Below are 12814 nucleotides of genomic sequence, written 5' to 3' on the forward strand. Positions count from 1 at the left end.
AATCTATTCCTCCTTCGTTTTGAATCCGACAAACACTTCTTTTTCAACTTCCTGTACATTCATGTCAAGACAGGCGGGGTCGGGAGTCTCCGTCCAGTAACGGAGGAACTCAGCCCACAGGGCATCCGAATGGTCCATGCGCTGGGTGAGATAGCACAGGCGGTCCGTGTCCTTGCTGTTGAAGTCGGATGGCTTCACCTTGTCTATATAAATACGGTATCGTCCATCAATATACTTTATGCTGATGGAAATGCCCTTCTCATGGTTGAACAGATAGCCTTCTGCCACAAACGGGTTATGGCCTTCGAACAGCTGTCTGTCGATCAGTGACTCGGGGTGGAATACCTGTGGATGGTTCTCGTTGCTCATCCACAGATAACCCTCGTAAGGTTGGTTGAAATCAATATTTATATCCATCATAGATTGTTTCTCCGTTTTTATTTAGTTTTCCTTTGAATGTTCCATTGCCGCGGTTCACGCCGCCTCCCAGCGGCAGATAGCCTCTGCAGAGGTCAGTCAGAGCCGCTTCAAAAGCCTTGACGATTTTTCCGTCTTTTTCATCTACAGCCGTTTTTCGGAGCATCAATTCAAGGTTGAAAATCTTTCCGGGTGCATAGAGTACTTCCTCTGAGAAGAGTGCTCCGTCAACGGCTCCACCTGTAAAACGGTCTATCTTGACATGATTGAGCACTTTCTTTTCAAGGGGTGCTTTCTGCTTCTCGATGACATCAGAGAAAAGAATGTTCCCTCGCTGCTTGTTCTTTCCTTTGCGGTCGCCTTCCGAACCGAATAAAGTCTTTACGGCTTTGTTTTCTTTGCCGGTATTCTTTTCAAGTTCCTCTGCGGTCTTTTTATCTGCAAATACTCCTTCCAACCGGTTGTAATGATAGGCCGTGCGGTGTGCCAGTGCGCCTTTGACGGAGGAGGCCGGGATGAGTATCACTCGTTCCAGCTCCTCAACAGTTGCTTCTCCCCTGTCCCATGATGTGACGACCGGTTCCCGCACAAAGGTCATGTCCGACCGGTCGTCGCCGAAACCGGAGCCGAAAAACATGAAGTCGACAGGCCTTAGTTCCAGTGTGTATAAGATGCAGTCAGGATCTATTGCTGCAGATGGTGTGTGCGGCCTGTACCCTTCCCATGCTTTCGCCAGTGACGAGGACTTCCCAAGGTAAAGCGCCAGCTCGTCCGGTACACAGAGATCCAAGTCCCTCCGAAGGATGCCGACAACTTTTATCTTCCCGAATCCGCTCCGGCTTCCACTGCCGATACGGAATCCATCCGATTGGATGATGGAAAGTATCGTGTCCATTATGCCGGGCTTGTCTTTTTCTGCCATCAGTTCTATCTCGAAACAGAAACGTACACCTTTGGGCACGATTTCTTCATCGAACTTACCGTTTTTCACAGCCGTTCCCTGCTGGTTGATGCGTACATGCTGGCGGATGGGCAGCTCACGGCATAGCCGCATGATTGCGTCCTCGTCAAGGTTGTCGAAGTTCAGTCCATCAATAGGATTCCCGTCGGCCGACAATATTTTGCCTTCAGACAGCATGATTCTCGATCCCTCTCCATCCTTCTTCTTCTGAAATCCCATCCAATACTCCTGTAGTTCCTCTGGGAGTGAATGTCGGATAAGTCCTGCCAAGGTCGTTGCAGGGATGTAAGGCAGTTCGTTTATATCTTTTGCAACGACCGAGTCGGTCTTGATGTCCTTGTTCCCGCTTCCGATTGCAAGCGGCGTTTCTGTTTCCAGGATGATTCTTGCCAGTTGCCTGTATCTATATGTATTCTCCATATTGGTTCATTGTTTTATGGTTTACAAATCTTCGCCATTTCCGACGCCAGGTTGATGACAGCCTCCTGCAGATGTCCCTTGAGTTCCTCGTTCTCCAAGAATTCCCAGAGCCTTTCCTTTCGTCCACGTTGGTCCCATTTTTCTGCTGCCGTTCCGTGGTTGATATAGCCTTTTCCCTCCTCGTCTTGTTTCCTGCTGCCGATGATTTCTTTCAGCTTCTCTTCATCTTCGTAGACCATGGCAAGACTGCGGATGCTTCCCCATTGCGAGGCGAACACATCTTGCTTAAACAGTCTCTTGTTCGCTTCTACAAACTTGTTTACCTCCGTGATGATAATATTCTGTTTTTCAGCATCTTCCTTTCTCTTTTGCAGGAATCGTACCAGGCTGCTGTCTACTCCTTTTTCTCTCTTCTCGCAGGCAGGCTTCTCCTGCTTGACAAACTGGAAGATGGAGTGTCCCTCCTTGTCGCCCTGCAGGAAAACCGGGTTGTAGACAACCTGTCCGAACCCTTCTGTCTGATAGCAGCCTACGGTGCCTGTTGCAGGCGGCGTACAGTCTGTTTCCACAAGAAAGACACTTCCTTTCTCTATTCCGCAGCGGTCAGCATCGAACGCCTGCCGCTTGTAGTTCCACGGCGCATACTGGAAGGTGCGAATCTGAGACCGTCCCCAGTCAATCTCTCCATGCTCTATCCCGAGGTCGGCAGGCTGTGGCCGGAACGTGCTGTTTCCATACCCGTCGAAAAAGACAAGGCGGCTGTCTGCATACACGGCGACGTACTGCCGGCTGCCAATGTGCAAGGGAGTCTGCAGGGTGGCGGCTTCTGCAAAACCACACTCTGCTATTTCCACGCATCCGTACTGTGCAGAACGTGAGCGTCCCACATGATGAAGTCCGCAGATGGCTTTGACAATGGCATCTTTATACGCTTTTGCCTCCTCGTCAATCTCAATGGAGAACAGCAGGACGAGTCCTCTGCAAAGAGCTTCGTAGCCGAATATCTGGTTGTCCATCGGCCTCCGTGTGTCGCTGTCGTATGCCGACTTGATGGCAAAGTCTTTGTCGACGGTAATCTGCGTGGCAATATGCTCTGGACCGAAAGTGCAGAAGCCTTCCCGGCATTGTCTCAGCTGCATTTTCCTGGCGGCATCCTCCTCTACGAGGTAGCGGACATAGCAGCCGCCCTCTATGCCTTTCAGTTTCGGATAGAAGAGTGAGGCGGGTATGCGCAGCCCCCTTGTTCCGTTGGCTGAAGGATGGGCATCGCCGAAGCGGACGTGTCCGCTGTGGAAGATGAGCCATGCTGCTTCATCCGTCTCCTTATATAATTGCGATGCCACAATCCCCAGAAAGTTGTTTCCCGGAATGAAGTCCAGACTTCTTCTTTTCCCTTCTGTTGCCGACGAGGCGTTCAGGACAATGTCTGAAAGCAGCTCGCATCTGAATTGTATCTTTTCCATAGTCTTAATCTTCTTTTGTTATCTCACAACGTCCGTAGCCGCGGTTGCGTCCCAGCCCCATCCGCTTGATCCATCTGAAGGCATGGGTCAGTACCTCCACATCTCGCTCGTCGACATTCATTACCGTGCCGTAGACACAGCAGGGCAGCGTAGTCTCCACCTTCCGGAGCGAATGGTCTTTTGCAATACCGTCCGCCCCGATGGCTGTCGAAGCCACCGACCGGTAGAGATGTGGCGTGAGCTTCTGGCTGATGATGGCATCCCGTTCTCCTTTGTCGAGTGTCGCATTGGTGAACGATACACTCCTGAACTCGAGGCCGTCTGCGCTACCTGCCTGTCCGAAAAGCCGGTGAACACTCTCCTCCGGAACATCCATGAACTGGTCGAGCATGGCAGCTGCCTCACGGAGCAGTCCCTTTACGGTGCGTCCTGGCACATAGGGCAGACCGTCTCGGTCCTTGATGACCAGTTCGTCGGTATCGGCACCTGCGGCAAGTCCCGATCCACAGTGCCAGCTGGAAAAAAATGTTATCTTGTATCTTACGTCTGTCATTGTCTTTCCTCCTTTGTCTGTTGGTTTATAATCGTATGGAGTGCCAGCACATCGTATGCCGGGTACACTTTCCCGTCCTTTTCCAACGGTCTTCCGTCTGTGAGTTTTTCAATCAACAGCCGCTGGCTTTCATTCATCGTCAGCAGTCGTTTCAATCTTTGGGCAGCCTTCCCACCGTTTTCGTGCATGAGCGTCAGCCACTGTCTGATACCGGTTTTTATGCCGTCTGTCTGTTCGTCGTCCAGCATTCTGCTCAGACTTTCCAGTTCGTCTATACTGTAGTGGGCTGCAGGTTCCTGTCCTTTGTTGAGAAAATAGGGGCCGTAGCAGAATGAGTTGCCTTCGGCAGTCGTCAGCTCACGCTTTTCTATTTCATCATAGTTCATGATGAATGAGTCCTGCACCTTGTGGAACATCAGGCAGGAGGGAGCCGTGGCGGCATTGTTTTCTTTTGCCCGCTTCTTAGCCCTGGTACAGAGCTGTTCGGCCAGGGTATAGCCATAGTAGAAAGGATAAGCCGATTTTGTAAAAGCCACGCCGGCACAGGCTGTCAGCCGGTCCATGCCGGCTTTCTCCAGAATGCGCCGCAGTTCGCCTTCACCGGTGTTTTTCTCGAACTGTCTCATGAATTCCGCAACATATTCTATTGCGAGGTCCCCGCGGATGATGGCGGTCATGTCGTCTCCGCCCAGTACGATCGGTCGGACGGGTATGGTTCCCTTCCAGCCTCCTTCCGGGCTTATCTTCCTGAAAGCGTCGTTGGCAGCTGCGATGGTCGCACGGTCCAGTGCATGGGAGAACCGTTTGAAATCGTCTATCTGATGTCCGATTTTCTGTACGACCTGTCCCAGACCGTTGCCGTCGGCATGGACGATGGCTATCCAGTCGTTCTTCCCTGTCATCTTGGATATTTCAAAAGGAATGGAAGTGCCTGCCTGTAATTTCACGGCCTTTCCGAAGCTCTTCTGGCAGAGAAATGGCGTATTGTTGCGCTTTCTTTTCGCACAGGTAGAGGCATCAAGGTGTTCGTTGTTGTCAACGCTTGTGATGGGAAGGCCTGTCTGTGGCGACCGTTTCAGTCCGAGTCTCCCTGTCGTCACGCTCATGCCAGGCCTGTTCCGCTGACTGCGCAGCTTGCCTTCAAGTTCGTTCACAGCCTGTGTGAAATCATCGCCAAGTTCCACAGCAGCCTGGCTGATGGTCACTCCAGGTGCCTCGGTCATCACCTTTCTCGGGAACGTACGCACCACTTCCCTGCATTCGGTTTCTGTCTCGAAGACGTACTTCACATTTCCCGCTGCTGATATAATCTGGTTGCTTTCCGCCCATCCTTTTCCTACCATTTCCTTGAAGAGGTCTGTGCAGATAAATTCTACCAGTTCACTTGCTCCGACGATATCTTTCAGCTCATTTGTCTGAAAGATGAAGCGTTGGATACCCTGTACGGATGCTCCATATAAATATTTTGCCATACGCTATAGATTATTGTTGCTTTTCTTTCTTGTCAGTAATCCGGCTCCCAGACTGCTGTGTTTCCCAATTCCAATGTAATCGGGCAGCGACAGATTGACGGAAAAATCAAGGTCGATGCTGACCATATTCAGATGCTTGTATTCGACGGGCCTGCCAATGGTATAGTCTGTTATGACTACCTGCAGTCGGAAATTGATGAAGATTCCCAATCCTTTCAGCAGGGAAAGAATGTTGCCCGTCAGTATCTTCTCCAGCAGGTGTGTTCTCTCCACCAGACTCTCTGTGGATTGGAAGTGTCTGTAATTTACTTCATTCAATGCAATCCAGTCCTTGATATGGTAGGAGAGGGGGAGGGGTGATGGCTTCAGATCCGTCTCTTCCACCCTGATGTCTTCTATCTTCAGCACTACTGGATGCTTTCCTATGCAGATGTTGAAATCAGCATGAACGAATAGTTCCTCCATAGCCCTTATCCCTTCACCTATACAGACAATGGCTGCTTTCCCTTTGATCCGTTTGTATTGTATCAATGGATAGGCGTAACGCAGTGTCTTACCATCATGGTTGTGGAACAGAAGGTTACCTGAGGGGATTGCGGCAATAACAGCGCCGCGGAACAGTGGAAGGTCTGCACGACGCAGTGGTGTGTCAAATAACAGGATCAGTGTTTTTATCTGGGTCATAATTTTCCGTTTTTTGCAGGTACGTGGCGCATATGGTGTGACTCTTGTGAATTTTTGCGGAAGAGAACCAGGGACGGGCCGGAATGTTTAGGTCTTTGGCCACAAATATATGAAAAATCCATCAATAGTACAATCAATATCATAAAAAACAACTGGAATTTTTCTGAAACAAGGAGAGAAACGGGGAGAGAGGAGAAAAGAGGCACTTCCGAAATATGGAGTGATGGAGTAAGCCTACTACATAATAAGTCACGCAGAGAATCGGAGAACACTCTAAACACCAAGGAATTGCCGATGGCACAAAAGGGCGAAAGAGAAGTAACGTACGGGTCTCTTCTATTTTCGGGATAAACGTCTTTCACCATTCTCACAGATAAATGCTCTGGTAAAACTCTCAGATAACCCTCCGCTCCACGCCTCCGTTATAGTGTTTTACCTCTACTCACCGCCTCTGTGTGATATTTCATCAAAGTCATCAACTTATGGGACAAACTTCATCACGCCAAATTCCTGAAGACTCGGCAAAGAGACGTCGGCAAGTGCTTCGCTGCATGTCAACAGTTGGGTAACAGGTTTATTCTGCCAGTGATAATTTGTGATGACAGCAGGAAGAGCAGAGACTCTGATTGTAATAATAAAGTCATGCAGGATTTTACAGGTGCCTGACAACGTTGCAACCAAGGCTTGACAGGGGTGCAACCAAGGCTTGATTGGAGGTTTAAAGGGCGTTAGTTGGAGCGCAACCAAGCATTGATTAGCTTACTGTTCTGCAACCGGTTGACTGTGTGTCGGTTGTGTATGAGGATTTTTAGGATATTTGTTGAGGATTAAAATCGCTTCCCAGCTTGTAGTGTAAAGATATTTCACCGCACAGGCTCATTTACCAGAGTGCTTTTCCCGGATTGTTGAAAAAGCCGGCACGTGTCTACATCCGGCGAATGTTTCATTCATTACCCGGCGGTGGAAGAGGGTTGGGTAACAGGCTGATGATAAGAAGGCAGATGGTCTGTTTCAGCGTAGAAAGGAAATCGGACGGATGTCATTCTATAAAAAAAGAAAGCAGCATGCCGTAACACGAGACCTCCGCCGACCTTGTTTACACGGAGGAAGCGTTGTAGACTGTCAATGAGTCGCTTGTTTCGTCACCGCTTAGCAAAGAGCTTTTGACGTGGCTCCAAGATGTCTGTTTTAGTGTGTCTTCCGGCCGCATTGTCACTGCGCTTTTGAAAGCCGGTCGATGGAATCTGCTTTTTCAGGTTTCCGGGAAGCTCATGTCGGTTAGACTTTTCCGGACGTGTTTATCTGCTTATCCGGAAGCCTTCTATCTGTTCGTATTGTCTTTCTTTCATTTTCCCGCAGATTCTGCCTATCCATCGGCGGTGGGTAAAGATGAAGCTGCAGCCGAGAAGGGAGAGAACCGTATGCGTAAGCAGGGGACGGCCAAGCCACCAGCTGCCCAAGGCGATGACGGGAAACGGACTGAAAAGAACCAAGAAAGGCACGACTGACAGAAGGTAAGGTGTTCCGGAACGTTTCCCGGTATGAACGGTGTTCAGGGGCTGTGCCACCTTATTATATACAGCCATCTGAAAGAGGATGCGGTAGCAGACTCCGGCTGTGTACAGCGCATAAGCAATGATTGTCCACGGACTTATCGTGCCAAGGATCGCGGCAGGCAGCAGCAGGAGAACCGGCAGCAGCAGCAAGGCGGCATAAAAGTAATATTTCGCAAGCAGCAGGGTGTACAGGCTGTTTCGCTGCATGAGCAGGCACTCAAAGTAGTTGCCTTCAACACTCATGATTCTTGTGAGGAAAGCAATGCCATAGATGGTGAAACAGTAAAAAAGGAAAAAATGGTTCTCTCCGTTTCCCACCCCGATTCCGAAGCATGTGCTCAGTGCGTAAAGGATGATGAATGCCGTATCGGCGATAAAGATGTATCGTAACCGTTTGTTTCGGAGAATGCTCCGTGTCTCGAGCTTGAAGTATTCTCCCAGAAGATGGAACCGTTCGAAGAAAGTGAGCGGCAGGGGGGCTTCTTTCCTATAGACAGCTGCCGGGGTGAGGTATTGTTCGTGACGGATCTGCCATTGAAGAACACGCCTGTTCAGGTCGGACAGCAGGAACAGCAGGGAGAACAGAGCCGTATAGACCCATAGGTTCCAGGTCATCAGGGCATTCCCGATGAAACCGAAGGAATCGACATAGGAACGAGGGGTGGGGAAGAAGAAGATGGTCGCTGCGGCAGACAGGTAGACGGCCGTCGGAAGCAGCCAGTAATAGATTCTGTGTGCAATGAGCACTTGTGTGATTTGGAAGAACTGTCCGTTGACAAGCAGCAGCAGATACAGGCCGACCGTATAACCGGCCATGGCTCCTAAGCCCGATTCCGGGACGACGGTTTTAAGGCCGAAAGGAATACAGAGAAACAGGAAAAAAGTGTTCTTGAAATCTGTCAGCTGGCGGACAACCAGATAATCTGCGTAGATGTTTCCCGGCAGCGGCAGCAGGAGGTAGGGGCGCACCTGCATCAGCCTGCGGTTGTCGGACGCATAGCGAAAGAAGTAATCGAAGAGGAGCAGGAGAGGGAGCAGCGCATAGATGAATCGGTAGCCGCCGATGTCCGAGCTGGCGACGAGATCCGCCATTTCTGCCCCTGCCCAGCCCATGTATACACAAACAAAAACAGCCAACACGTAGTAAAGAAACCTTCCTGCGTTGTTGGCTTGCCATTTAGGATTCCTCCTGTCCGAGAGGCAGAAGTGCGTATGTAGGGTGTAAAGTGCTTCCCAATAAGTCATTTACCGTAAGTCTATGATTTCAGCAGACGGATAGCTTTTCCTGTTGAAAGTAAAGATGGCATCGGAGAGATTCCTGCGCTGGATGCCCGTCACGGTGATGGTAGTCCATTTACCGTTTTGCTTCATCCTGACACCCTGTAACTGGTAGTTCCTGCTTACCGTCACATAAACCTCGGACACGCTCCGTCTGGCATCAAGCGCCTTCATGTGTACCACGTAGGCGTTGCCTTTGTCTGTCATCGAGAGGCTGTACCCCTGCCGGTACATCGTCAGCAAGGTGTAAGGATTCATCGAGAACCGCTGCGCCTCGGTGGGCGTGGAGATGTTCACTTCATTGGTAGACCTCATGTACGACCACTGGGTTTTCCCGTTGAACCAGATGGTCATCTGCGGGGTGGAGGCTACGAACTTCGTGCCTTTTACGGATATTGTGCCCGAAGTTCTTCCTACGGCTCCGGGTCTGGACAGTGCAAAGCGGGCGGTAATGCCTCCCCGGCTGGATACGATGGCCGTGGCTTTGTCCAGACAGGCCTTGGCCTGGCTGGAGTTCTGTGCGAGAACACTGTTTGCCGCAAAGAGGACGGACAGTAATAAGAAATACTTGATCTGTTTCATCGTTATGATGTTTACGCTGTTTTGTTCTTTACCGTTCTGGTCAGCAAGGGGACGGATGAACGGTGTTCTCCATCCGTTTGTCGACCGCCTGTAACACCTCATCCGTGCAGAGAAGCGAGCATGTTGTCGAGGCTTACCTCATCCCCGATCAGTACCTCACGCGGCTTCGAGCCTTTGGCAGCTCCTACGATGCCGGCTTTCTCCATCTGGTCCATCAGCCGGCCGGCACGGTTGTAGCCGATGGACAGGCGGCGTTGGATCATACTCGTCGAACCCTGCTGGCTGATGACAATGGCACGTGCGGCCTCTTCGAACAACGGGTCGAGACTGTGCGTATCCAGTGAACCGCCTCCGCTCACCTCATCTTCTGAAAGCGGTTCCGGAATCTCCAAAGGATGTACCGGCCCCAGCTGGTTGGCGATGAATTTCGTTATCTTCTCCACCTCGGGAGTATCCACAAAGGCACACTGCACGCGCACAGGATCGGCACCGTTGAGATAGAGCATGTCACCGCGTCCGACAAGCTGCTGCGCCCCCGGACGGTCGAGGATGATGCGGGAATCCATCATGGCACCGACACGGAAGGCGATACGGCCCGGGAAGTTCGCCTTGATGTTGCCGGTGATGATGCTGGTGGTCGGTCGCTGTGTCGCAATGATCATGTGGATGCCGACGGCACGTGCCAGCTGGGCTATACGGGTGATGGGCATCTCCACTTCCTTTCCGGCAGTAAGTATCAGGTCGCCGAACTCGTCGATGATGACGACGATATAGGGCATGAACTCGTGTCCGTCCTCGGGATTCAGCCTGTGGCTGAGGAACTTCTGGTTGTATTCCTTTATGTTTCTCACGCGGGCTGCTTTCAGCCTGTCGTAACGCTCATCCATGAGCACGCACAGGCCTTTCAGTGTCTTCACGACTTTCTGCACATCAGTGATAATCGGTTCTTCCTCGTTCTCTTCGACGGCCGCCATGAACGGTTTGGCTATCGGTGAATAGACACTGAACTCAACTTTCTTCGGATCGACAAGTACAATTTTCAGCTCGTTGGGATGTTTCTTGTAGAGCAGGGAGGTGATGATGGCATTCAGTCCGACGGACTTACCCTGACCTGTGGCACCGGCAACAAGCAGGTGGGGAATCTTGGCAAGGTCTACCATATAGACCTCGTTGGTGATGGTCTTGCCCAATGCTATCGGCAGTTCCATCGTCGATTCCTGGAACTTGCGGGAATTGAGGATGGAGTACATGGATACGATGTTCGGCTTGGCGTTCGGCACCTCTATGCCGATCGTTCCCTTGCCCGGCATCGGAGCGATGATACGGATGCCTATCGCCGCCAGACTCAGTGCAATGTCATCTTCGAGGTTCTTGATCTTGGAGATGCGGATGCCTTGTGCCGGAGTGATTTCATAGAGGGTGATGGTAGGCCCGACGGTAGCCCGTATGCTGCGGATCTGTACCCCGAAGTCGTTCAGTACCTTGATGATGCGGTCCTTGTTCGCTTCCAGTTCCTCGTGGCTTACATAGCTCGTCTTGGAGTCGGAATCGTACTCTTTCAGCAGATCGAGTGTCGGAAACTTCCAGTTTGTGAATGGTTCACGGGGATTGATCGGTGTCAGTGGCAGATTGCTGTTTGCCACGGTCCTGCCATGTGCCTGTTCGGTGTCAGGGACTTTTTCCACTTCCAGGCCGGGTGTCTCCTGACCGGCTGTATGCTCCAACGCATCATGGTCGTCAGGAGCATAGAGGGAGTCGCATTCGCGCTGTACGGCAGCTGGCCTTGTGGACAGGTCTATGGGCTGGGCAAGTTCGGGGTCTACCGGTGCCGTCAGGTTGTCGGATACGTTGTCTGCAACCGCCTCATCTGCATACAGTCCGTCCGCAGCGGCTTTGTTGTCATGATGGACTACGGTGAATTTGACCTTGTCGCGTATGTAGCCGACCGGGTTCATCATTTTGCGTACGACCGTGATGGTCTCCGAAGTAAGATAGGTCAGGTAAGCCAGCATGACGATGACCAGTATTGCCATCAGTCCTGTCGTCCCGACAAGATTCTCTATATACTGCATACAGAAGACACCGTGATCTCCGCCGGGATTGAAGACCTGGTCACCCATCAGCGGGGTGAGCAGTTTGGCAAATGTAATCGAGGACCATATCATTACCAATGCCATTCCCATGAACCATTTCATCAGGTTCAGCTTCTTGTAAGCCCCCATCATGCGGAGACCGCAGAGGGTGATGAAGGCCGGGATGATGAAGGCCGGAATGCCGAAACAGCGTGAGATGAGACCGTATGAGAGCAGAGCGCCGAGCGATCCGCACGCATTCTGGAAGACCCTGCCGGTGTTTTCGACCTCACCGGGACGCAGGTCGGTTACTAAACTCTGGTCGGCGGCACCGGTGTTGAAATAGCTGAAGAAGGCCACGCAGATGAAGAGCGCAACACCAAGGAGGATGAGACCGGCTACAAATCCCGTCTTGTCGTTAATGATATTGTTGAGCCCGATTGCCTCTGTAAATGTCTTGCTTTTGCGTTCCGTTTTCTTCTTTGCCATTGGTTCATCTTCGTTTTATCCTTGCAAAAGTAATAAATTCATGCCACATAAGTACAGGATTTCAGACTTTTTTTCTTAATTTTGCAGGTCAGTATACATTCTGAAATGAATAGGGTATTATATAACAAATTCGACAAAAGCAGAATCTCGCAGCTGCCGAGAGTTACTTTTCCGGGGAGAATCGTCGTTGTCCTGAATGAGGCAGAGGCGGAGAAGGCCGTCAATTATCTGCTTTCACGTGACATCATCGGCATTGATACCGAAACACGTCCCACCTTCAGAAAAGGGCAGCACCACAAAGTCGCGCTCTTGCAGGCCTGCGACAAGGAGGTGTGTTTCCTGTTCCGACTGAACCTGTTGGGTATGCCTGACTGCATTAAACGTTTTCTTGAAGATACGACCGTACCGAAAGTAGGGCTTTCCTTGGGCGATGACATGCTGATGCTGCACCAGCGTTCAGCTTTCAAACCGGGCTATTTCATCGATCTGCAGGACTACGTGAAGTCGCTGGGCATCGAGGACATGAGTTTGCAAAAGCTCTATGCCAACGTTTTCCATGAGCGCATCACGAAACGTGAGCAACTGTCGAACTGGGAGAATCAGATTCTCAGTGACAAGCAGAAACTCTATGCCTCAACGGATGCGTGGACGTGTATCAATCTCTATGAACGGCTGCATGAATTGAAACATACTGGTGATTACGAACTGATTGTAGTGCCTCCGAAAGAACAACCGGTTCCTGCCGGGCACAAGGAAAACGTGGAGAGTGCTGCAATCTGACATTTCAGAACCGGACTGTCCCACGGCGATTGATTTCCCGTGACGTGTAGCAGGGAAATCGCTTGGGTCCGGTAGGGTCCAAGGACT

At 51.0% G+C, this 12814-nt stretch carries 10 protein-coding genes; 1 reads left to right on the plus strand and 9 read right to left on the minus strand.

What is annotated here, in order from left to right:
• Positions 1 to 3 precede the first annotated feature (3 nt).
• The 9 genes from J4864_RS06905 to J4864_RS06945 all read right to left on the minus strand — a co-directional run bounded on the left by J4864_RS06905 (position 4) and on the right by J4864_RS06945 (position 11947).
• The gene (locus J4864_RS06905; protein ID WP_211815072.1) at positions 4 to 420 is read right to left on the minus strand and encodes a TIGR04423 family type III CRISPR-associated protein; all 417 of its coding nucleotides are present in this window, start codon (positions 418 to 420) and stop codon (positions 4 to 6) included.
• Positions 401 to 1798 (minus strand): RAMP superfamily CRISPR-associated protein, encoded by a 1398-nt coding sequence (locus J4864_RS06910; RefSeq protein ID WP_211815073.1) that lies wholly within the window; start codon positions 1796 to 1798, stop codon positions 401 to 403. Before J4864_RS06910 ends, J4864_RS06905 begins: the two co-directional genes overlap by 20 nt.
• 14 nt (positions 1799 to 1812) lie before the next feature.
• Entirely contained in the window at positions 1813 to 3261 is a 1449-nt protein-coding gene (locus tag J4864_RS06915; RefSeq protein WP_211815074.1) for a hypothetical protein, read from the minus strand.
• Between the two features lie 4 nt (positions 3262 to 3265).
• On the minus strand, positions 3266 to 3814 hold the full coding sequence (locus J4864_RS06920) for an RAMP superfamily CRISPR-associated protein (protein WP_211815075.1): 549 nt from the start codon (positions 3812 to 3814) through the stop codon (positions 3266 to 3268).
• A complete protein-coding gene (locus J4864_RS06925) occupies positions 3811 to 5286 on the minus strand; it encodes a Cas10/Cmr2 second palm domain-containing protein (RefSeq protein ID WP_211815076.1) in 1476 nt (491 codons plus the stop codon). The genes J4864_RS06920 and J4864_RS06925 overlap by 4 nt, the downstream gene beginning before the upstream one ends.
• Before the next feature lie 3 nt (positions 5287 to 5289).
• The gene (locus tag J4864_RS06930) at positions 5290 to 5970 is read right to left on the minus strand and encodes a CRISPR-associated endonuclease Cas6 (RefSeq protein WP_211815077.1); all 681 of its coding nucleotides are present in this window, start codon (positions 5968 to 5970) and stop codon (positions 5290 to 5292) included.
• A gap of 1298 nt (positions 5971 to 7268) precedes the next feature.
• The gene (locus J4864_RS06935) at positions 7269 to 8771 is read right to left on the minus strand and encodes a DUF5687 family protein (RefSeq protein WP_211815078.1); all 1503 of its coding nucleotides are present in this window, start codon (positions 8769 to 8771) and stop codon (positions 7269 to 7271) included.
• A complete protein-coding gene (locus J4864_RS06940; RefSeq protein WP_211815079.1) occupies positions 8772 to 9386 on the minus strand; it encodes an outer membrane lipoprotein periplasmic chaperone LolA1 in 615 nt (204 codons plus the stop codon).
• A gap of 98 nt (positions 9387 to 9484) precedes the next feature.
• Positions 9485 to 11947 carry an FtsK/SpoIIIE family DNA translocase gene (locus tag J4864_RS06945; RefSeq protein WP_211815080.1) on the minus strand — a complete coding sequence of 821 codons (2463 nt, stop codon included), beginning with the start codon at positions 11945 to 11947 and terminating at the stop codon, positions 9485 to 9487.
• Between the two features lie 105 nt (positions 11948 to 12052).
• Between J4864_RS06945 and J4864_RS06950 the strand changes: the two genes are divergently transcribed.
• Positions 12053 to 12727, plus strand: a complete 675-nt coding sequence (locus J4864_RS06950) for a 3'-5' exonuclease (protein WP_211815081.1) — start codon at positions 12053 to 12055, stop codon at positions 12725 to 12727.
• The last annotated feature ends 87 nt before the right edge of the window (positions 12728 to 12814 follow it).

Origin of the sequence: Prevotella multiformis (assembly GCF_018127985.1) — a bacterium.
In the GTDB taxonomy this organism is placed as follows: Bacteria; Bacteroidota; Bacteroidia; order Bacteroidales; family Bacteroidaceae; genus Prevotella; species Prevotella multiformis.